The organism is Paenibacillus durus ATCC 35681, assembly GCF_000993825.1.
Lineage (GTDB): Bacteria > Bacillota > Bacilli > Paenibacillales > Paenibacillaceae > Paenibacillus_AQ > Paenibacillus_AQ durus_B.
Genome location: NZ_CP011114.1, coordinates 5,367,877 through 5,389,299, shown reverse-complemented (window position 1 = coordinate 5,389,299; position 21,423 = coordinate 5,367,877). Strand labels below are relative to the sequence as shown.

Annotated in this window: 23 protein-coding genes; 10 read left to right on the top strand and 13 right to left on the bottom strand. The window is 48.0% G+C overall.

Features of this window, described 5'->3' with window-relative positions; genetic code table 11:
- Positions 1–31 precede the first annotated feature (31 nt).
- Positions 32–1,135, bottom strand: coding sequence for a glucose-1-phosphate adenylyltransferase subunit GlgD (glgD, locus tag VK70_RS25215; protein ID WP_025694013.1), 1,104 nt, complete (start codon positions 1,133–1,135; stop codon positions 32–34).
- An 18-nt stretch (positions 1,136–1,153) separates the two neighbouring features.
- Complete coding sequence (locus tag VK70_RS25210; RefSeq protein WP_025694014.1) at positions 1,154–2,323, bottom strand: glucose-1-phosphate adenylyltransferase; 1,170 nt, start codon at positions 2,321–2,323, stop codon at positions 1,154–1,156.
- Positions 2,324–2,953: 630 nt separating this feature from the next.
- Here VK70_RS25210 and VK70_RS25205 point away from each other — a divergent pair.
- The 3 genes from VK70_RS25205 (at position 2,954) to VK70_RS25195 (ending at position 6,025) form a co-directional block, all read left to right on the top strand.
- The gene (locus VK70_RS25205) at positions 2,954–3,640 is read left to right on the top strand and encodes a response regulator transcription factor (protein WP_025694015.1); all 687 of its coding nucleotides are present in this window, start codon (positions 2,954–2,956) and stop codon (positions 3,638–3,640) included.
- Complete coding sequence (locus VK70_RS25200) at positions 3,637–5,292, top strand: sensor histidine kinase (RefSeq protein WP_046723948.1); 1,656 nt, start codon at positions 3,637–3,639, stop codon at positions 5,290–5,292. The genes VK70_RS25205 and VK70_RS25200 overlap by 4 nt, the downstream gene beginning before the upstream one ends.
- A 166-nt stretch (positions 5,293–5,458) precedes the next feature.
- Positions 5,459–6,025 (top strand): FAD-dependent oxidoreductase, encoded by a 567-nt coding sequence (locus VK70_RS25195; protein WP_025697828.1) that lies wholly within the window; start codon positions 5,459–5,461, stop codon positions 6,023–6,025.
- Positions 6,026–6,182: 157 nt separating this feature from the next.
- Here the strand turns inward: VK70_RS25195 and VK70_RS25190 are convergent, their stop codons facing one another.
- Positions 6,183–6,551 (bottom strand): winged helix-turn-helix transcriptional regulator, encoded by a 369-nt coding sequence (locus VK70_RS25190; RefSeq protein WP_025697830.1) that lies wholly within the window; start codon positions 6,549–6,551, stop codon positions 6,183–6,185.
- A gap of 119 nt (positions 6,552–6,670) precedes the next feature.
- Here VK70_RS25190 and VK70_RS25185 point away from each other — a divergent pair, with 119 nt between their 5' ends.
- Both VK70_RS25185 and VK70_RS28120 read left to right on the top strand, forming a co-directional pair.
- Entirely contained in the window at positions 6,671–7,735 is a 1,065-nt protein-coding gene (locus VK70_RS25185; RefSeq protein WP_036641758.1) for a zinc-binding alcohol dehydrogenase family protein, read from the top strand.
- Positions 7,736–7,756: 21 nt separating this feature from the next.
- Positions 7,757–8,520 (top strand): IS5 family transposase gene (locus tag VK70_RS28120; RefSeq protein ID WP_144415246.1). Its coding sequence is split into 2 segments (ribosomal slippage): positions 7,757–8,093 and positions 8,093–8,520, totalling 765 coding nucleotides; the frame shifts between segments, so codons are not numbered across the junction.
- 184 nt (positions 8,521–8,704) lie between these two features.
- On the opposite strand, the gene VK70_RS25170 is transcribed toward VK70_RS28120, so the two are convergent.
- From VK70_RS25170 to VK70_RS25155, 4 genes are all read right to left on the bottom strand, one after another.
- The gene (locus tag VK70_RS25170) at positions 8,705–9,463 is read right to left on the bottom strand and encodes an amino acid ABC transporter ATP-binding protein (RefSeq protein WP_025694727.1); all 759 of its coding nucleotides are present in this window, start codon (positions 9,461–9,463) and stop codon (positions 8,705–8,707) included.
- A gap of 14 nt (positions 9,464–9,477) precedes the next feature.
- Positions 9,478–10,146, bottom strand: coding sequence for an amino acid ABC transporter permease (locus VK70_RS25165; RefSeq protein WP_025694728.1), 669 nt, complete (start codon positions 10,144–10,146; stop codon positions 9,478–9,480).
- A gap of 53 nt (positions 10,147–10,199) precedes the next feature.
- Complete coding sequence (locus VK70_RS25160) at positions 10,200–11,036, bottom strand: amino acid ABC transporter substrate-binding protein (protein WP_025694729.1); 837 nt, start codon at positions 11,034–11,036, stop codon at positions 10,200–10,202.
- A 131-nt stretch (positions 11,037–11,167) separates the two neighbouring features.
- Positions 11,168–11,602 (bottom strand): Lrp/AsnC family transcriptional regulator, encoded by a 435-nt coding sequence (locus VK70_RS25155; RefSeq protein WP_025694730.1) that lies wholly within the window; start codon positions 11,600–11,602, stop codon positions 11,168–11,170.
- A gap of 378 nt (positions 11,603–11,980) precedes the next feature.
- Between VK70_RS25155 and VK70_RS25150 the strand changes: the two genes are divergently transcribed.
- On the top strand, positions 11,981–12,433 hold the full coding sequence (locus tag VK70_RS25150) for a VOC family protein (protein ID WP_025699746.1): 453 nt from the start codon (positions 11,981–11,983) through the stop codon (positions 12,431–12,433).
- Positions 12,434–12,437: 4 nt separating this feature from the next.
- Here VK70_RS25150 and VK70_RS25145 read toward each other — a convergent pair whose 3' ends face one another.
- Positions 12,438–12,815 carry a winged helix-turn-helix transcriptional regulator gene (locus VK70_RS25145; RefSeq protein ID WP_025699744.1) on the bottom strand — a complete coding sequence of 126 codons (378 nt, stop codon included), beginning with the start codon at positions 12,813–12,815 and terminating at the stop codon, positions 12,438–12,440.
- 123 nt (positions 12,816–12,938) lie between these two features.
- Here VK70_RS25145 and VK70_RS25140 point away from each other — a divergent pair, with 123 nt between their 5' ends.
- Positions 12,939–13,982, top strand: coding sequence for a zinc-binding alcohol dehydrogenase family protein (locus tag VK70_RS25140; RefSeq protein WP_025699743.1), 1,044 nt, complete (start codon positions 12,939–12,941; stop codon positions 13,980–13,982).
- A gap of 83 nt (positions 13,983–14,065) precedes the next feature.
- On the opposite strand, the gene VK70_RS25135 is transcribed toward VK70_RS25140, so the two are convergent.
- Entirely contained in the window at positions 14,066–14,983 is a 918-nt protein-coding gene (locus tag VK70_RS25135) for a DMT family transporter (protein WP_051505211.1), read from the bottom strand.
- Between the two features lie 503 nt (positions 14,984–15,486).
- On the opposite strand from VK70_RS25135, the gene VK70_RS25130 reads away from it, so the two are divergent.
- Entirely contained in the window at positions 15,487–16,374 is an 888-nt protein-coding gene (locus VK70_RS25130; RefSeq protein ID WP_025699741.1) for an Rpn family recombination-promoting nuclease/putative transposase, read from the top strand.
- Positions 16,375–16,831: 457 nt separating this feature from the next.
- Here the strand turns inward: VK70_RS25130 and VK70_RS25120 are convergent, their stop codons facing one another.
- Entirely contained in the window at positions 16,832–17,746 is a 915-nt protein-coding gene (locus VK70_RS25120) for a beta propeller lectin (protein WP_046723946.1), read from the bottom strand.
- 242 nt (positions 17,747–17,988) lie between these two features.
- Positions 17,989–18,792, bottom strand: coding sequence for a nitrilase-related carbon-nitrogen hydrolase (locus VK70_RS25115; protein ID WP_046723944.1), 804 nt, complete (start codon positions 18,790–18,792; stop codon positions 17,989–17,991).
- Positions 18,793–18,884: 92 nt separating this feature from the next.
- Between VK70_RS25115 and tlp the strand changes: the two genes are divergently transcribed.
- Positions 18,885–19,109 carry a small acid-soluble spore protein Tlp gene (gene tlp / locus VK70_RS25110; protein WP_046723939.1) on the top strand — a complete coding sequence of 75 codons (225 nt, stop codon included), beginning with the start codon at positions 18,885–18,887 and terminating at the stop codon, positions 19,107–19,109.
- Between the two features lie 116 nt (positions 19,110–19,225).
- On the opposite strand, the gene VK70_RS25105 is transcribed toward tlp, so the two are convergent.
- Positions 19,226–19,705, bottom strand: coding sequence for a DinB family protein (locus tag VK70_RS25105; protein ID WP_046723937.1), 480 nt, complete (start codon positions 19,703–19,705; stop codon positions 19,226–19,228).
- A 56-nt stretch (positions 19,706–19,761) separates the two neighbouring features.
- Positions 19,762–20,304, bottom strand: coding sequence for a hypothetical protein (locus VK70_RS25100; protein WP_046723935.1), 543 nt, complete (start codon positions 20,302–20,304; stop codon positions 19,762–19,764).
- A gap of 97 nt (positions 20,305–20,401) precedes the next feature.
- Here VK70_RS25100 and VK70_RS25095 point away from each other — a divergent pair, with 97 nt between their 5' ends.
- A complete protein-coding gene (locus tag VK70_RS25095; RefSeq protein ID WP_046723930.1) occupies positions 20,402–21,316 on the top strand; it encodes a phosphatidate cytidylyltransferase in 915 nt (304 codons plus the stop codon).
- Positions 21,317–21,423 lie beyond the last annotated feature (107 nt).

Here is a 21,423-nt window from a genome sequence, read left to right as displayed (position 1 = left end):
CCTGACAATGACATTTTCGATTGAAACCGATTTACATTTTACTGCTCTTGGCAATGACGAACGGCCGTTTGCTGTCGCCGACAAGTATCCGTTCCCGGCTGAGCTGCACGTCTTTATCCAGTATGACATTCTCAATGACAGCATCTTCTTCAATTACGCATTTCTGCATGATGACGGAGTTCACAACTCTCGCTCCCTTGCGGATCTGAACACCGCGGAATATGACGCTGTTCTCCACCGTGCCGGCGATGATGCAGCCGTTCGCCACAAGCGAATTGCTGACATTGGCACTTTCCAGATAGCGGGTCGGGGCTTCGTACTTAATCTTGGTCTGAACCTGGTTATCGTGAAACAGGCTTGTATACTCCTCCTGGTCCAGAAGCTTCATGCTGTTCTTGTAATAGCTGGCGACAGAGTTAATGACGGCATGATAGCCCGTATATTCAAAAGCGGCAATTTTAAGCTTATCGCGTCTTTTTTGAATAGCGTCCCGGAAAAAGAAGCTCTCCCCATGGGCAATGCAGTATTCCACCTGTTCCAGAAACAGCTCTTTTTCCATAATGAACATATCCATATAGATATTCGGATGGTTCTTCTCATGATGAATATTCAGCACATTGCCATCCTCATCGACTTCAAGGCGAAGGCAGGGATCATGCTCCGGCTCAAGATGGTCGATTTTTTTGTAAACAAGCGTGACATCGGCGCCTTTTTCCAAATGATAGCTGTACAGCTCTTGAAAGTCGATTGTGTTAATGTGCTGGCTTCCGGAATGGACGATGTACTTGGCCGATGCCCGCTTGAAGAAATCCAGGTTATTATGAAAATGCTGCAAATCTCCAAGAGACGTATCGGTCGGATCATTCCAGTCGGGAGGCAGGATGAACAGCCCGCCATGTTTGCGGTTCATATCCCATGATTTTCCGTCGCCAAGATGGTCCATCAGAGAACGGTATTTGCGGCGGACGAACAGGCCCACGCTTTCAAGATCGGCGCGCATCATATTGGATAGGACAAAATCGATCAGCCGGTAGCGGCTGGCAAAAGGTACGGCTGCACCGCAGCGGAAATACGTTAGTTCATTTAAATGGTCCAGTTCGTGATCAAGATTAATTACTCCCAAGAGCTGTTTCATCGATTTCCACCGTCCTCTTTAAGATGAAATGGTATTGGCCGGAATCGATTTCCGCTTTTTGCTGCGATTATCGATTAACAAGATCTCATCCCCGTCCTCCCGGTCCGTACCAATTTCCATATAATCCTCGATTACCGTATTCTCGCTGATGATGGCTCTGTGTATACGGACATTTTTGCCGATTTTGACCTTGGGCATGATAACGGAATCCGTGATTACGCTGCCCTCGCCAATCTCGACGCCGTAGAAGAGTACGGAATGCCTTACTTCTCCGCGAACGATGCTGCCCTCATTGATGAGGGAGCCCGATACTTTCGCCCCCGGAGCCACATACTGCGCGGGCTGGTTCGGGTTGCGGGTAAAAATTCTCCAAGAAGGATCGTTAAGGTTAAGCGGCGGATTGTCGCTGAGAAGATCCATATTGGCTTCCCACAAGCTGGTCACCGTGCCGACGTCTCTCCAGTAGCCCTCGAACGGATAGGCGTACAAGGATTTGCCCTTCGACAGCAGCGTGGGAATGATGTCTTTGCCGAAGTCATGGGAAGAATCCGATTCCTCTCCATCGTCCAAAAGCGCACGACGAAGAACATCCCATTTGAAAATATAAACCCCCATGGAAGCTAAAGTGCTCTTAGGCTTTGCGGGTTTCTCCTCGAACTCGTAAATTTTGTAATCCTCTTCGGTATTCAGTATGCCGAAACGGCTTGCTTCCTCAAGCGGAACGTCTATGACCGAAATAGTGCAGTCAGCCTTTCTTTCCAAATGATATTCAAGCATAGTGTTATAGTTCATTTTGTAAATATGATCGCCGGAAAGAATGAGCACATGCTCAGGGTCGAATTGATCGACGAATTTAAGATTCCGGTAGATCGCGTCAGCCGTTCCCCGGTACCAGTTGCTGCCGTCTTCCCGTTCATGGGGAGGAAGTACGAATACGCCCCCATTCTTGCGGTTAAGGTCCCAGTCGCTGCCAATGCCGATATAAGAACTCAGAACGAGAGGTTCATATTGAGTCAATACACCAACAGTGTCTATTCCGGAATTCGTGCAGTTGCTGAGCGGAAAATCAATAATCCGGTAGGTGCCCCCGAAATAGACAGCGGGCTTAGCAATGGATTTGGTCAGGCCCTTTAATCTTTTCCCTTGACCACCAGCCAAAAGCATGGCTACCATTTCTTTTTTCTTCATTGGAAAAGCCTCCTTGACGTAGGGTAGTAAAGCTTCTTCCGTAAATAAGATAAAATGATTGGGGCGTAGGAAAGACAGCGTTAAAAAACGCTCTTAATGAATAATACGGGATGACAGGGCATTTTAAACCGGGTGCTGCTGAACTTTTTGAATAGAGTAGGAAACTTGAAAAAGTCTTGAAAACGGGGGAAGGCTTGAATGGATCGGATGCAGCCGGAACTCAACGGGGAACACTTCGGTTCCGGCTTTATATCCTTATTGTAAGGTCTTCGGGTACCCTTCGTCAAAACCTTTCCTAAACTAAAAAATGGTTGAAACACCGCGGTTTTCCGCCATCCTTTTTCGTCGCCACCCTTTTTTTGTAATCGTTTCCTTATTAACCGTTCTATCGGCATAAGGGATGGAGAACGAAAATGTCTTCCATACTTTAGATTACCCATTTCGACGGGATGTGAAAGATTTTTTGCGGATTAAATATGTAAGGTAATTTTCAGCAAACGTTCAAGTTGCTATGGCATAATATAACGAGCCCCACAAAGTGAAGCCAAGCCTTCGCAGCTTATTCCAATTCCTTTACGGGAACTCCGAAACTCATAAAAATAGCATGTTACTATGCATGGAGGGATATACATGAAAGCTCACCAAGGCGTCCGTCTGCTGCTGGTAGACGATGAGCCTCACATCCTCCAGTTTCTTGAGCTTGGCCTCATTAACGAAGGATTTGACGTAAGAACGGCTCCGGACGGATTATCCGCTCTGGCGGTTACCGACGAATTTAAACCTCATGTAGCCATCCTCGATATTATGATGCCCGGCATGAATGGCTTTGAAGTGTGCCGGCATTTCAGGAACGAGGAGACGGAAGTCGCCGTAATTATGCTGACAGCCAAGGATGAGATCGACGACCGCGTCAAGGGCCTGTCCATCGGGGCCGACGATTATATGGTTAAGCCCTTCAGCTTCGACGAGCTGCTGGCGCGGATTCAGGCGCGTCTGCGCAACCAGTTCCCGGGGCTGCTCGGCGAGGTGCGCTGCGGCCCCTTCGTTATCGACAGCCGGAGAAAGGAGATCCGCTTCAAGGAGACGGTCCTTGAGCTGTCTCCAACCGAATACGAGCTGCTGCAGCACTTGGTCATCAATCACGGGCTTGTGCTGAGCAAGCCTATGATCCTTGATAAAGTCTGGGGATACGACTTCGGGGGAGAAGAGAACATCGTGGAAGTATACATCCGTTCTCTGCGGGAGAAGCTGGGCGATAAAGAGCACCGCATCATACGCACGCTGCGCGGCGCGGGCTACCGGTTGGATCTGACATGATTGGCGTGTCCTTCCTCCGGCGGCGGCTGCATCCTCCGCGCTCGCTCCGGGGGCGGCTGCTCGCCGTCTCGCTGCTGATTTTGTCAGGGCTGCTCCTGCTCATTGGCGTCCTTCAATATATATTAATGCGGAACTTCCTCTATACCAGCAGAGCGGAAGCCATGCATGCGCAGATCAGGTCGGTGCCGCGCGAGTTCTATTCCGGGCTTGCGGAAGGCCGCGAAGGCAGCATTGCCCCGCCGTTCCCGGGAGCCGCTGCGGCAGGCCCGCAGGACGGCCCGGTTCCTGGCAGCAGCGGCGCAGATGCCGGAGGCGGAAATCCGGTCGGCGCCGTCTCCGACAACGGCAGCGAAGCATCTGGTCAAGCCGACGGCGGAGGCGGTCCGGGCGTCATATGGGGCGAAGGACGGCGCCCCCTCCTGCTGGATGCCCATACGATGATCGCCCTGTATAGGACCGACGGCACCTTCACCGATCTGCAGGCGGAAACGGCGGACGAAGCGTCCGCTCCCCGTATGACCGACGAAGAATATAATGAGCTGCTTGCGCATCCCGTGTATAGAGTGACTCGCGATTACAAGCTCCTGACCGCCGAAGACGGGACCGAGCATCTGGCCGTGTTCATGATTCTCGGCCGTCCTTATCATCCGACGGGCATCCTGCAAATGACAACGGATACGGCTTCGCTGCACAGCGTTATTATGAGTCAGCTGTTGATCTATGCCGCTCTGTCCGCGGCGGCTCTGCTGGGGGGCTCTCTGCTGTATCTGCCCGCGCTCCGCAGAACTCTTGTGCCGCTGTCCAATATGGGCAGGACCGCCCAGGTGATCGACGCCGGAAATCTCGATGTCCGGTTCCTGGCCTCGCAGGGCCAGACCGAAATCGACCAGCTGTCCCATTCCTTCAATGCGATGCTGGAGCGGCTTGAGACTTCGTTTCAGAGCGAGCGGGAGGCCAAGGAGCAGATGCGCAGATTTGCGGCTGACGCTTCTCATGAGCTTAGGACGCCGCTGACCTCCATTCACGGTTTTCTGGAGGTGCTGCTGCGGGGAGCCGCGGAGAACAAGGAGCAGCTGTACCATGCGCTGCGCAGCATGCACGGCGAATCGAAGCGAATCAACAAGCTGGTGGAGGATCTGCTGCTGCTGTCCCGGATGGACGGCGCCCCGCAGCTTCATGCCAAAGAGCTTCGATTGGACGAAGTGATCGGCGAGATGCGTCCACAGCTTGAGATGCTTGCCGGAGACCGCGAGTTCGTCTTCGATATCTCCTGCGGCATAAGCGGGTTTTACGATCCTGACAAGATTAAGCAGGTGGTGCTGAATCTGTTCCAGAACGCGGTGCAGTATACCGACCCCAAGACAGGCAAAGTGACCGTCTCCCTGCAGCCTATCGGCTCCCGCGCGGAGCTGACCGTGCAGGATAACGGAATCGGCATCCCTGCGGAGCATATCTCCCATGTGTTCGACCGATTTTACCGCAGCGACCCTTCCCGCGCCCGGAGGTACGGCGGTTCGGGGCTCGGACTGTCCATATCGAAATCGATCATTGAGGCGCATGGCGGAGAAATCGGCGTTACCAGCGCGCCGGGCAAAGGTACGGTCTTCCGGGTGATCCTGCCCTGCTTGCAGGCACTGGCAAAGAACCAGTAGCTAACGATATAATAGATAGCGACAATAGTAACGAAGCTGGTTTTGCTGCTCCGTCATTTCAAGGAGCTTATGCTCCGCAAAACTTAGCCTATGCTTTCGAAGCGAGTTTTGCTGCGTTGCCACTTCAAGGAGCTTATGCTCCGCAAAACTTTTAGGAGGTTATCATATGTACGATATCGCTGTAATCGGAGCCGGTCCTGCCGGCGCAAGCGCTGCGCTGTTCGCCGCCAAGGCCGGCAAGAAAACGCTGCTTATCGACAATGACAAAGGGATGACCCGCAGAGGCTGGTACGAGAATTATTACGGCATTTCCGAGATTGGCGGACCCGACCTCGTGGAGACCGGGCACAAGCAGGCGGTGAAGTTCGGAGCGGAGCTGATCGCGGGACAGGCGATTTCTATCAGCAAAAGCGGAGACGGCTTTGCTATTGAAACCGATAGCGGCGCTACCTATGAGGCCAAGCATGTCATTCTGGCTACCGGCGTGCTGACGGATCTGGCCGCCCAAGCGGGCGTCGAAACGAAGGACGGCACGGAGCCGAGAATAAAGACCGTTGTCGCCGTGGACGCTTCCGGCAAGACCAACGTTGAAGGCATCTGGGCCGCAGGCACCGTTGCCGGAGTCAGCGTGCATGCCGTTATTACGGCGGGCGACGGCGCGAAGGTGGCCATTAACGTCATCAGCGAGCTGAACGGCGCGAGATATGTGGATCATGATGTGCTAAAGGCCTAAACGGCAACAGCCCAGGACCCAGGACCAAGCTCATTTCAGGAACCAAAAAAACATGGATCACAAAAACGTCCCCGGCTTTTTCGCCGAAGGGACGTTGTTTTTTTGCCTTTTTAAGAATTCTCCGCCGCTTCAAGCTCTGCAAAATCACCTGATTACCTCATGAATCCAATTGCTCATCCACATTAAACTCCATTTGATGACTTTGATTTACTCTTTCATCGTATTGATCTCCCCACTCTTTCATTAATAAAATAATGGGTTCCAGTGTTTTTCCAAACTCTGTTAACGAATATTCTACCTTAGGGGGTACTTGATTATACGACTTTCGTTTAATGATACCTTCTCGTTCAAGGTCTCTCAATTGTAGTGTAAGGGTATGATGAGTGACTTGGGGGTAAATCCTTCGAAGCTCATTGAACCGTTTTGTCCCGCTCAATAGGTGATAAATAATGACTCCCTTCCATTTCCCGCCAATAACATCCAAGGTTGTTTCAACCGAACACTTTTTTCTTCGAGGATCTAACATTTTAGAAACATCCCTTCTAGGTATTGTTTTTGATACTTAATATTATTTATTTGCGTACTTTTAGTATATTACTCATTAAAATATAATGAAATGGCTGAGAGCAATCCATATGAGAAGGGATGATTGATTTGAGTGAAAAGCCAAGAATGATGAGAGCAGTCGGTTTCTATAAGTATCTGCCGATCGAACACCCGGAAAGTCTGTTAGATATAGAAGTACCAAAGCCTTTCCCAAAAGGGCGTGATATTTTGGTTGAAGTAAAAGCCATCTCTGTCAACCCAGCCGATCCAATTGTACGCGCCTACGATAATAAAGTTGGAGAGCCTCCTTATTTACTCGGCTGGGATGTAGCTGGCGTTGTCGAGCAAGTCGGACCGGAATGCACACTTTTTCAGCCGGGAGATGAGGTATTTTATGCAGGAAGCCTCATTCGATCAGGATGCAACAGCGAATTTCATTTAGTGGACGAACGGATTGTAGGGAGAAAGCCGGCATCACTAGATTTTGCAAATGCCGCATCATTGCCGCTAACAACGATTACTGCTTGGGAAGGTCTTTTTGACAGGTTTGGCATTTCTCAGGATCTTGAAGCGAACAGGAACAAGTCGATTCTGATTATAGGCGCCGCAGGGGGCGTTGGATCAATCGCCGTGCAGATCGCCAATCTGGCAGGACTTACTGTAATCGGAACGGCATCCAGACCCGAATCGATTCAGTGGGTTAATGAGCTAGGAGTAAATTTTGTGATCAATCATTACGAGGCATTGCTTCCACAGTTGCACAAGATCGGCTTCGACCAGGTGGATTACATCTTTTGCCTGAACAATACGGATCAACACTGGAACAACATGACAGAGGTTATCGCTCCTCAGGGAAAGATTTGTCTCATTGTGGAAAATGAAGCGCCAATTGCACTGGGCTTATTGAAGAGTAAGAGCGTTACTGTTGTTTGGGAGACGATGTTCACACGGTCAACTTTTAATACAGAGGATATCGAAGAACAGCATCGTTTGCTGAATCGGTTAGCAGAACTTGTTGATGAAGGGAAAATTCGCACCACTGTTACAGAGAAAATATCGCCGATTAATGCTGCGAACTTGAAACTTGCCCATGCTAAAATCGAATCTGGAAAAACAATCGGTAAAATTGTATTAGGGCCTGTACGCAAACTGTACAACTCGTAGAAATCTAGTAAAATAAGGAACATGAGACGAAGATACGAGTTAACGGATGAAGAATGGAATATACTTGAACCCCTGTTGCCCCCGGCCCGAAAAAAACAAGGAGGACGTCCGCCTAAGGATCGGCGCCAGATGCTCAATGCGGTGCTCTGGGTAGCTCGAACGGGAGCGCCATGGCGAGATTTACCGGGTTATTATGGCCCTTGGTCTTCCGCCTACAGTTTTTTCTGGCGATTGCAGAAAGCAAACCTTTGGGATGAAATATTGAAGCATGTCGCCATCGAACCGGATTGGGAGCAAGTGATGGTCGATGCCACCATCGTCCGCGTCCATCAACATGGAGCGGGCGCAAAAGGGGGCAGGACCGGCAGGCCATCGGGCGTTCGAGCGGAGGATTAACCACTAAAATTCATGCGATGGTGGACGCGCTCGGCTATCCGCTGCGTTTCGAATTGACGCCAGGACAAGACCACGATTCGGTCACCGGCTATCGACTTCTTCATGAATTGGACTTCTGCCCGGGCGAAGTGTTGGCTGATCGCGCCTACGATACGAACGCCATTCTGGAGCTTTTGCAAAGCCGAGCGATCACTCCGGTGATCCCAAGCAAACGCAATCGGCGGGTAAAGCGTCCGTTAGATTCTGAAGCGTATAAAGAGCGACACTTAATCGAATGCTTTTTCAACAAAGTGAAAAACTATCGAAGACTGGCGACCCGCTATGAAAAAACAGCGAATATGTTCATCGCTTTTTTGACGTTGCTTTCCATTCGTTTATGGCTCAAATAGGTTTGCGTACAGGCCCTAGAACATTTTTGACCTAAAGGAAATCTATTGGCTGATTTAGGGTATTTGGGATGCAAACAGGTATGAAGGCTGCCAGGCCTCCGCCGGATAACAAAAATGATGCCCGGCTTGGGCATCATTTTTTTCGTTCGGTCTTTTATGGGATATGCAGACGTAAACACGCCGCTTAGACTGTCGAACGCTCATCGCCCACAAACCGGTTCAGAAACTGTAAAGTCCGGGGATTGGATGAATGGTGGAGTACTTGGTCCGGCGTGCCTTGTTCCGTAATAACTCCCCCGTCCATCATAATCAGCGTGTCCGCGACATCGGCGGCAAACTTCATTTCATGGGTTACGATTACCATGGTCATGCCCTCGGATGCCAGTTCCTTGATGACTTTCAGCACTTCCCCGACAAGCTCGGGATCGAGCGCCGACGTCGGCTCGTCGAACAACAGGAGCTCCGGCTCCGTCGCCATCGCCCGGGCAATGGCCACCCGCTGCTGCTGGCCCCCGGAGAGCTGATGGGGATAGGAGTCCGCCTTATCCGCAAGCCCCACTTTGACCAGCAGCTCCAAGGCCCGCCTGCGCGCTTCCTCCTTGGATAGCTTTTGGACAGTGACCTGTCCTTCCATGACATTACTGAGCGCCGTCATATGCGGAAACAGATTATAGGACTGAAAGACCATTCCCGTTTTTTGCCGCAGAGCCAGGACATCCTTCTGCGGGAGCTTCTTTCCGTCAAAGCTTAGCGTTATTCCGCCTAGCGAAATGTTTCCCTTGTCCGGTACCTCCAGCAGATTGAAGCAGCGCAGCAGCGTCGTCTTGCCGGAGCCGGACGGGCCGATAATGGCAAGCACCTTGCCTTCCTCGAGCGTCACATCCACGCCTTTAAGCACTTGAAGCGGGCCGAACGATTTATGCAGGCCAGACAATCGTATCATATATTATTTCTCCTTTAGCCCGCGGAGTAGCGGGACAAACGTTTTTCCAGGTAATCTTGCAGCACCGTCAGGACAGTACAAAATACCAGATAAAAGACCGCCGCTTCACTGTATACGAGCAGCGGTTCATAGGTAACGGCCGCGATTTGCTGCGCTGTGCGGAACATTTCCACATAGGTGATCGTTGCCGCCAGCGACGTATCCTTCACCAAGCTGATGAACGAGTTCGTCAGCGGAGGTACGGACACGCGCGCGGCCTGGGGCAGAATAATTCGCCGCAGCGCCTGGATGCGCGTCATGCCGACCGAATAAGCCGCCTCCCACTGCCCTTTATGGATAGACAGGATGGCCGCACGCACGATTTCCGAGCCGTACGCCCCTACACTGAGCGTAAACCCGATCACCGCCGCCGTAAACGGCTCCAGCGTTATTCCGACGCTCGGCAGTCCGTAAAAAATAATGAACAACTGGACCAGCAGCGGCGTACCGCGGATGATCCAGACGTAGAAGCGGGCGATCTGAACCGGAATTTTCCATGACGACAGCCGGACCAGCGCCGTGGCAACCGCCAACAGCAAACCGAGAGCAAATGAAACCAGCGTCAACGGAATGGTAAAAGCCACCCCGGCTTTGAGCAGGGGCAGCAAAGAATCGATCACGATTTGGATTTTACGATCATCCATAAATCAGACATCCTTCTTGAACTTTGGGCCATAATAGAGCCTTGGTTCATGTGTTATTTGGAAACATCCTCACCGAAATATTTCTCGGAGATTTTCAGGTAGGTTCCATCGCTCTTCATTGAAGCCAGCGCGTCATTGACCGCTTTGACCAGTTCGTCATTGCCTTTAAGGAAAACGGCGGCGCTTTGTGAACCGTTCGCCTGTTCGTCAACCTTTTTGATCGGAGCGTCCGGCTTCTGCTTTTTGAGGTCCAAATAAGACAATCCGTCGTTGACCGTGGCATCCACACGTCCGGAAGCCAGCAAATCGATCGCTTGGTTAAAACCTTCGGTGGAGACGATTTCAGCTCCATTCTCCCTTGCGATATCCGCCAGGTTGCTCGTCAGGGACTGAGCGGCCTTTTTGCCTTTAAGGTCTGCGAATGACTGGATCGTGTTATTGTCGCTCTTGACGATCAGCACAGCCTTAGAGACGATGTAAGGATCGGAGAAGTCGTATTTCACTTTGCGTTCGTCCGTAATGGACACTTCATTAAAAATAGCGTCGAACCGCTTGGCATCCATTCCGGCGAAAATACCGTCCCATTGAGTTTCGACGAACTCGGCCTTTACCCCCAGGCGTTTGGCCACTTCCTCTGCAATCTCCACGTCGAATCCGGTCAGCTTGCCGCTGGCATCATGATAAGTGAAGGGGGCGTAGGTTCCTTCCGTGCCGATCCGCAATACACCGCTTGCTTTGATTGTGTCCAGGCTGGATTGTTCCCCGCTTCCGGTTTCCGCGCTCTGCGACGGTGAAGCCGCAGGCGAACTGCCGTTGTTAGCATTTGTTCCACAGGCCGCGACCAAAATGACGGTCAGTACCAGTATAAGTATGAGGCTGAATTTTTTCATTACAATGTACCCTCTCTTCTCTTTTTTTCTGAATCTATTGAACATCTTTTTTTCAGCACAATTGAGTATTACATGTTCATATAATGTTCGTCAATATAATTTTGATCTGTTTTGTCGGAATTGATCGTATCTTAGAGCAGAACCCTGTTTTCCAAAATATTTTTCATACTTATATGAGACTTGGAAGGTCCGAGTTTAGTAAGAGAGTCTTGGAATTCGGCAAGCTCTTCGATCGATGCGGTTTGTATTTTAATCAGATAATTATATTCCCCGCTGATTCGATATAAATCGGTAACTTCTTTGGCCTTGCTGCAAAAATCAACGAGCTCCTGGCAGCGTTCAGTTTTTAACAGGATAAAAGTAGTCGTCCCCCGATTCAGATTGCTTAAATTAAATACTGTGGAATACCCGGAAATGATCTTTCTATCCTCCAGCTTCAAAATCCTTTCTTTAACCGAAGGTTGGGACATGCTGATTTCTTTGCTGATTTGTGAAATGGACATTCGCGCATTGTGCTGAAGCAGCTGCAAAATCTTCCTATCAATATCATCAATTGGATGATCCATATCCGTAAGCCCCCTTGATTCAGTTATGTAAAAAAATAAGCCATGTCCATCGAATTAACTTATATTTCATAACTATTTTATCAATATACTCTTATTTATCCTATGTATTTAACACATTAAAATTTCTATACTATATAAGCTGAACTTGAAAAATGACATCAGGGTAAGGAGTAACGAAGGGGAAGTTTGGAACTGTAGGAGCGATAGCGATCGCCTTTGTCTCCGGATTTCAACTGCGAAGAGTGGATTAAATCAAGAAATCTGGAGACAACAGCGGCCGGAAGTCCAAACGTTCCTCGTAGTTGCGACTGGTATCTGATGGGAAAATCTTTAGTTCAGCTTATATATTAACAACTTACAGATAAGGAGCGATATTGAATGAGCGTAAAAGGTCTTTCACATGTGGCAATCCAGGCCAAAGATTATAAAGGGACTATTGCCTTTTATACTGAAGTTTTAGGATTTAAGATAGGTCACCATTGGAGTCTGCCTTCCTTTCATATAAAAGAAGCTTCTATGCTGGTCTCACCTGATCGAAGAACCTGCATTGAAGTTTTTGATAATGAAGCCGTCATTCCAGCCCAAGGCAAAAAAGCCTCATCTGAGGAGGAGGTAGCTTACGGTGCGTTGTTACATTTTGCTTTCTATGTGAGTGATGTAGACGATATATATCAAAAAGCCATTGCTCATGGAGCAAAGGCCTGCGTAGAGCCGAGTCAGATGTCTCTTGGCGAACCGCCGCTTGTGGTGAAAAACGCCTTGATTTACAGTCCCAATGGTGAAGTGATCGAGTTTATTGAGGACGTTGATTTTGACAGGTCTCCCGTCTGAGTGCTCAAGCATCTTCCTCTTGCTCTGTTCTTATATCTTTAAGTCTGATTTTATAAGTCTCCCCCCATTTTTTCATAGATACGATAATCGGCTCAAGCGTCCTGCCAAAATCGGTGAGCGAGTATTCCACTCTTGGCGGGACCTCTTTATACACTTCTCTGTGAACGACGCCGTCCCGCTCAAGCTCCCGGAGCTGCAAGGTGAGCATAAACTGCGTAATCCCCGGGTTGAGACGACGAAATTCATTAAATCTTTTCGTTCCGCCAATGAGCTGATAGAGAATAATCCCTTTCCATTTTCCACCGATGACATCTAGAGTGGTTTCCACAGGACAGCTTTCAATGTTTGGTTTAGCCCCGTACTTGTTTCTCCGGTCTCCCATTAAGCGTCTCCTCCAATGGTATGATTTTTAATACTATATTATAAAAATATGCGTACTTATTTAATGTAAGTATACAATATATAATTCGTATGTACGACAAACCAATTGGAAAGGACGAAAGAAATGAGTAATCCCCTAAAAATGAAAGCAGTCGGCTCTTATCGGTATCTCCCTTTATCCGATCCGGAAAGCCTTGTTGATCTGCATATAGAAAAGCCGGTGCCTACAGGCCGCGATCTGCTTGTCAAAGTCAAAGCCATCTCTGTCAACCCTGCCGACTTGGATATCCGCGAGAAAAATAACTATGAAGCAGAATCGCCGAAAATTTTGGGTTGGGATGTATCCGGGATCGTGGAGCAGGTTGGACCTGAATGCCAATTGTTCAAGCCAGGAGACGAGATATTTTATGCAGGCAGTGTCACCCGTCCTGGCGCTAACAGTGAATTTCACCTGGTTGATGAACGAATTGCGGGAAACAAGCCGAAGAGCTTGGATTTTGCGCAAGCTGCCGCTCTGCCGCTGACCTCGCTTACCGCTTGGGAAGGTTTATTTGATCGTTTGGGAATCAGTCATAACTCAGAGGAAAACGAAAGCATACTCATTATCGGTGCGGCAGGAGGAGTAGGATCGATAGCTACGCAGCTGGCCAAATTAGCGGGACTAACTGTAATTGGTACCGCTTCACGTCCAGAGTCAGTGCAGTGGGCCAAAGATCACGGTGCGGATTATACAATCGACCACAACAGCCCTTTTGCACCGCAGCTTAAGGAAATTGGGTTTGAGAGCGTGGATTATATATTTTGCTTAAATGATACGGTGCAGCATTTTGCAAATATGGCTGAAGTCATCGCCCCCCAGGGCAAGATTTGCTCAATCGTTCCTGTAGCGAAGGCTGCCCAGGCGGGAAGCTTGGATATGGACCTGCTTTTTTATAAAAGTGTCACGTTTGTATGGGAGCTCATGTTCACCCGAGCCATGTTCCAGACCAAAGATATGAGCAAGCAGCACGATATCCTGAATCAACTGGCTGAACTGATCGATAATGGCAAGTTGAAGACGACTCTGGCCGAACGACTGGAACCAATCAATGCGGCAAACCTGCGTCTAGCACATGAAAAAATGGAGACCGGAAGGTCGATAGGGAAGATTGTTTTGGAGAATTTCTAAGCTAGTCCATTCACACATAAAAATGACCGGACAAGTAGATGCTTGTTCGGTCGTTTTGTTGATTAGTATCAGCCTTACGGGAATTATTCATAATTCAACTGAGGTGCCATACTCTTTTCGGGAGAAACTTGTTTCAGTTTTATCGAAGTTAATATCATTCCGGCAATCGTAAGGAGTCCCCCGACAATTTGTGAGATCACCAGACCCTGACCCAAGATAACCGCAATTATAGCTGTAAAGACAGGCAACAAATTCATGGTTATGCCAGCTTTACCCGCTCCTAACATCTTAATGCCTTGATTCCAAAAGATAAACGAGCCGACTGCCGGGAACACCCCCAAATAAATAATCCCCATAATACCGAAAGAAGTTACTTCCTTATACTGAAGTGGTTGCATGAATAAAAAAGGAATCAGCAGAATAGTGCCAACAATCGCTATCATCGCTACCAATGTAATGGGTGGAATGCCCTTTGCTTTTTTTACAACCAATGAATAGGCAGTCCAGCATAACACGGCTAAAAACATGAGCGCATCGCCCTTGTTATAATGGGTGAAAAACAATTGAAGCAGGTTTCCTTTAGTCAAAACAATCAGAACACCAATAAGTGAAGTGATTAATCCAATGAATTGAAAGGTACTTACTTTTTCTCTTAGGAATATCAACGAAAAGAGCATAATCAAGGCTGGAGTGAGCGTGTTAATTAGTGCGCCGTTCGCTGCAGATGTGAACTGTAGTGAAGCATACATGAGATAGCTATAGATAACAATGGCTAAAACAGCTAACACAGCGATAATCCCCCGGTTTTTTTTCCATATTTGTAACCACGAAGGTTTCTCCACAATTTGGGCAATGGGAATAAGGAGAATCAATGCAACCACCCATCTTAGAAAAGCTGTCCATACTGCAGGAAATTCAGTTGAGCTGAGTTTTCCGAAAATCATATTACCAGACCAAAATAGATTGGCTAATAATAGTAAAATCCAAGCCTTATATTTCACAATATTTCCCCCTTTATTCAAGTTTGAGTGGCTTTGCTTGATTGACCTGTCGCTTGCTATAATCCGATGATACAATAGGGTTTAACATAAGTAAAATGAATATATATAATATGAGTCATAACAAAATTGTTATGAATAAAACATTATTGCAGCTGATCGTTAAGATCTCCGACTAACTGCAGGTCCTCCCCCGCATTCATTAATAAAAATAGTGCTTGGATCTAGATCTGGCGAGATGTTAGTATCAACAAGTTAAAATCATGCTCACCCAAACCCATGTCAGGTAAAGCGCCTTTCCAAGCCTGCTACGCGTTTTTTCAAAAAAACTTGCTCCTACTTATGATACGGTTCACCGCATCAGTTTTTAGGGTAAACTCGGATGAATCGGACACTCCGTTACATTAACATACACTAGTCACGCGAATCCGCATTTTGCATGTCTGCTTCGTGTGTCTAAGAACCTGTGGGCATGATATACTAATAATGAATGGAGTTGATTGCAGATGAACGAACTGCTTGATCCCCGAAATGATTTCTTGTTCAAGCGTATCTTTGGCAGTGAAGAGAACCGGGATGTCCTGCTTGTATTCTTGAACAAGACCTTTATAGAAGCTAACAGACCGCCTTTGACGGAGATCATCCTGCTAAATCCCTACACCGAAAAGGATGCTCCCCGCGACAAACAGTCGATTCTTGATATTCGCGGCAAAACAGCAGACGGCGAACTTATCAACGTTGAAATGCAACTATTCAACAAATACGATACCGAGAAGCGGACGATGTTCTATTGGAGTAAGCTATACAGCGGACAACTTCAAGAGGGCCAGTCTTATAAAATGTTGAAGAAGTGTGTGACCATCAACATTCTGAATTTCTCTTTTTTGCCCAACAATCAATATCATAACGTGTTCCATCTGCGTGAAGACCGGAGCGGCATTCCACTTATAGATGACATGGAACTGCATTTTCTCGAATTGCCCAAGCTTGGCGATCACGCCGTTCCTGTTGAGAGTGGTGGATTAGTGAACTGGTTACTCTTCTTGAAAGGTATCGATAAATCCAATTGGGAGGTGCTGACGATGAACGAGCCTGTGTTAAAAAAAGCAATGGACACATTGGAATTTCTTAGTCAGGATGCTGAGGCCCGCCGATTATATGAAGACAGACAGAAGTATCTGCATGATGAAGCTTCCATGATTGAAGGAGCGTTAGCTGAGGGCGAAGCTCGTGGCGAAGCTCGCGGCGAAGCTCGCGGCGAAGCTCGCGGCGAAAAAAAGAAAGCCGTTCAGATGACTTTGGAGCTTCTTAAGCTTGGAGTCGACAAAGCGATTATATCCAAAGCATCCGGGCTGTCTGAGGCTGAAATTATCGCTCTGAGCAAGCAAAACTAAACCTTCAGGTTGAAGAGTCAGTCCTATGCAGACTGGCTCTTCGTATTTTAACTGATATTGCAGGAAAACGAGCCCACTATATGTATTTGAATGGTAAAAAACTGCTTCTGCTTCGTTACTATAATATGACTAATAAGCAGGTTCCCCTTATTCAAGGAGCGACCCTGCTCGTAAACCGGCACGTGTTCAGCAAAGTTCATTTCCCGAATCGAAATCGGGGGGAATGCGTAAAATTTTGTTCTGATTGCTTGGACATCTCTCTTAACAAGAAATGCTAAAGTGCTGAAAGTAAAAAACATTAGAAAATTTGTATCTCGAGGATAAGCTTCTGTATCTCGCCAAAAAGGCCGCCAGCTCCTCCGATTGTTTCGCTAAGAGTGTACAATGAACGGATTTTTCCCGCCCTAGATTTCCTCTAAGCGATCCATGGAGGAGCGCGCCTTGTTCGTAACCCGTTCTATAGATCAATCGGCCCTTCCCAATGCTGAGGTCCGGTCCACATAACATTTACATAGCCCTGATTGTCCACGACGAACAGGTCGATCTGGTTGTACGTCTGGTGTTCGGCTGCTAAAGCCGCCCCAGGGACGGCGAAGTCCTGACCGGTCAAGGCGACCGGCCCTTCCCAATGCTGGGGTCCGGTCCACATGACATTGACGTGGCCCAGATTATCCACGAAGAACAAATCAATCTGGTTCATCGTCTGGCGTTCGGTTGCTAAAGCTCCGCCACTAGAGGCAACCGAACCGGTCAAAGCGACTGGCCCTTCCCAATGCTGAGGTCCGGTCCACATGACATTTACACGTCCAAAATTATCCACGACGAACAGATTTATCTGTTTGGGCTTCTGGCGTTCGGTTGCTAAATGTGCACCAGGTGGAGCAAAGTTCGGACCCGTCAGGCCGACCGGCCCTTCCCAATGCTGGGGTCCGGTCCACATGACATTTACGCGGCCCTGATTATCCACAACGAACAAGTCGATCTGGTCAATGTTCTCATCCACCTGACGTTCGGTCGCTAAAGCCGCGCCAGCGGGAGCGAAGTTCGGACCCGTCAGCGCAACCGGCCCTTGCCAAGCCCCTGTTCCGACCGCCCACATGACATTTACGCGGCCCTGATTATCCACAACGAACAGGTCGATCTGGTCAATCGACTGGCGTTCGGTTGCCAAAGCTGCGCCAGGTGGAGCGAAGTTCGGCCCCGTCAGGGCGACCGGCCCTTGCCACGGCCCTGTTCCGACCACCCACATGACATTTACGCGGCCTTGATTATCCACGTAGAACGTATCGATCTGGTTTTCCGTCTGGCGTTCAGTCGCTAAAGATGATCCAGGATAGGCAGTCGTAGCCGAACGATACCTGTGATTAGGCATAAAATCAACCTCCTCTATAATCCATGGTAAATCGATTTTATTCTGCCCTACTATCCTCCAGAAAACTCGTTTAGAAGGTTTAAAACAAAAAAAGCCCCCAGACTACCCAAATCTGGAGGAAAAGAAAAAAGGTTATGAAGAAAACTACAAAATTATAATACCATAGCATATAAAAAATAATCCGCTAAATTACCATTATTCTGGAAGTGTAAGTGATGGATATGTTGGAAATAAGTCCTCCCCTAAAAGTATGTATGCTTTTTAACCTCCGCAATCAAATCCTTGCAATCATCTAAATCTTTACGAATCGTATGTTCTTCATTTACTTCTACTGTGATTAGTTTTTCTTCTTGTCCGGCATTGACTAAAATATTTCCATCATAATCAATTACCCTGCTATCTCCTCTAAAGGTTATGGACTCATTATTATGATACTCCGTGCTTATACTATTGGCTAAAATCAAATACACTTTGTTTTCAATCGCCCTGATTCTCATGATATCCAGGGTTCTTTCCTGACAGGTTAATGCAGTATGGCAAATGATTTGCGCCCCTTTTAGCATTAATTCTCTTGAGCTTTCCGGGAACCACCCTTCAAAACATATAACAATTCCCACCTTACACCCATTGATATCAAAGACTTCTGAGCTCGTTCCACAAGAAAAAAATTTCAATTCATGATCTGTAAGATGCCGTTTCCTTTGCTTTCCAATATATCCTGATGGCCCTACTACGATTGCAGTAACATAAAGATGACCGTTTTCTTTTTCTGCAATGGCTCCAACGAAATGGCAGTTTGCATTTTTAGCAATTTCAATGAGCCTGTTTGTTGTATACCCGTTGGGAATTTCTTCTGCGATTTCCATCAATTCGCTCGCTGAGTCAAAAAAATAACCTGTTGAGAATAGCTCAGGCATAACCACCAAATCAACCGAATCTGCCGAATCTGCCGAATCTGCCGAATGATTGATTAGCTTCTCAATCGTGTTTAAGTTTTTTATCTTATCCTTTTTTGCTACGTTCATTTGTAAAGAACCAATGATCATTTCATTAACCTCCCGCATAAAATCACCCAATAGCGATCAAGCTACCTGTTAGTGCTCCAATAAACACTTTAAACTTCAGGAGGCGATAACGAATGGCAAAACCGGATAATCGGGCAGATAATGTTGAGCATTTACAGCAAAGTATTCAGAATACACAAAGAAACCTTCATGAAGCTGAAGACTATTTAGATGAATTTGCCTCGGAAATCAGCAGCGGGGAACGCAAGCAAATCGAAGACAAGAATGAGCGCCGTGAAGAAAGCATTAAAGGCTTTCGGGAAGAAGTAAAGGACGAAGCAGCACATTCTCAGGAATAGGTAAAAACGCAGATCCGGCCTAAAAAGCTCCAACGAAGCTGGATCTGCGTTTTCTTTGTTCCGTCTCCCGATTCGGACAACCAGGTTACACGGTCTGGGATCACTGCCCCGGCGCCCTATTCCCTCATATTCGCCTTCCACAGCTTGCGGATATAGACTATTTGGCCGATATGATAGGCATTGTGGGTCACCGCGTTGCTGATGATCTCCCACCATTTAGCCGGCTCTGGAAACACTGTCACCCCGGCTTCGAGGCTTTCTTCGGTCAGCAGTTCCTGCCACTCTAGAAGCACCTCTAGAAGCTTTGCACTCAGGTCACGATATGTGGTGTTCTCCGGTGTGACAAAGCTGTTGTTGTTATCTCCAACAGTGGGTACAGCGTCCATCCGGCGCTGCCGGTACCTGATTTGCCACGTTTCATTCCAATACAGCAGATGCTGGGTAAGCTCAGCGATACTGTTGCTGTTCGGGTCAGGCTTCCAAAAAGCTTCTTCCTCCGTGATGTCCCGGACCGCATGCATGAACGGGATATGCCAGCTCGGGTCATTAGCGTTGGCTAATAATTGATTGCTAAGGACATCCTTCGCATGAACCATTTTCTCTCCTCCTTTCAACTGGATACTCGAAGGTTAAGGAATCCGCCGCACTCCTCTTAGAGCTCCGGCTCATACTCGCTTAATTTCCCTTCGTAGATCAGATGCAGACGGTCGTTTTGCCGAAAATCATCCGGTGTAACAAGCGCGGGCAGCTTATTCCACAGCTTTATACCGGACCGTTCTAGAATTTCCGCGACGAATTGCGAACAAAAGTAGGAGTTGCTGAATTCGACCGGTTCTTTTAGCGCGACGCCGATCAAGCCCAGAATGTTATAGAGGTACTTTTGGCGGCTTCGGATAGAGATTTGCAGAACCCGCTTCATTTTCTCAACTTCACGGCTTGTTACTCGAAGCTCGTAGATGACGCATGTCGTATTCGAATACTTGCTGAATGTGCCTGTCTTGAGATCCTCCTTCACAAATCCGCCATTCAGGGGGTTGCTCGGATGCTTTCTCCCGAAGCTGTACAGCTCCGAAAGTTCCCGGTTGAAGGAAATCGAGGCGTGATTGTAAGGCGCTTTCGTGTAGCCTTGAATAATTTTCGTAAAAAGTGTTCCGGTATTCGTAAGCAGGATATAGACCGATTGATCAGCTTCCATTTACAAATTTTCCCCTTATCAAGTTCGAACGTTTCCTTCATAATAACATAAGATCCCTTTCATGGAATCTTACCCTTGGGCAAGTTGGTGATTGGCAGTGAACAGTTCGCTATTAACGATGGTTCTTATTTTTGCAGGCTTATCCGTCATCCATCTCCTGTATTATGTGATGGGCAGAATACAGCCGGACAAAGACTATACGGGACTTGGATTTCGCATCAAGACCTGGTGGGGCATGTTTCTCATTTTTTGCTTGGCTACCCTTTTTAACCCGGCCGTTTCGCTCCTTTCCCTAATGGTGCTCACCTTCTTCGCGCTGAAGGAATATTTTTCCATGATTAAGTCAAAAAAAGCCGACCGCAGACTGTTTCTATGGGCGTATTTGTCGATTCCCGTGCAGTTCTATTGGATTTATATCGGGTGGTACGGGATGTTTATTGTCTTCATTCCTATCTATGTATTCTTGTTCCTCCCGCTCCCGAGGTTGATCAACAAAGGAACGGTCGGTTTTCTGCGCAGCGTCAGCCAGGCCCAATGGGGACTCATGCTAATGGTTTTCGGACTTAGCCACCTGGCCTATTTCCAAATTGCCACGCCGCAGTACGGAGCGGGTCTGGTGCTTTTTCTGGTGGTGCTGACGCAGCTTGGTGATGCTGTACACTATCTGGCATCGATCTATTTCGGCAAACGGAAGGTCGTCCCGACCGCTAACCCGAATTTGACTTGGGAAGGCTTTGCATGCGCATTTCTCGTAACGACAGCGGCATCTTATCTGATCTACCCCTACCTGACGCCGCTTGACCTGACTTTCGGTATCTTTTCCGGCATACTGATCAGCTTGAGCGGTTTCTTCGGCAGCTTAACCGTTTCCGTACTGAAGCGGGATTTGTTAATCGGCGATGACGATAAGTTCGATGCGTTGAAAAAAAGCTACTTAAGCCGGGTCGACAGCCTGACCTACACCTCGCCGGTCTTTTTCCACGTGATCCGTTATTTTTTTGATTTTATGTAGGTGTACCGTCCAAAACTTTATCCGCGCCTTTTGCATAGATTTCAACAAGAAAACTTGCTGCCGTTTATGATACGGTTCACCGTGCTGTCTTTAACGGCAAGTTTTGG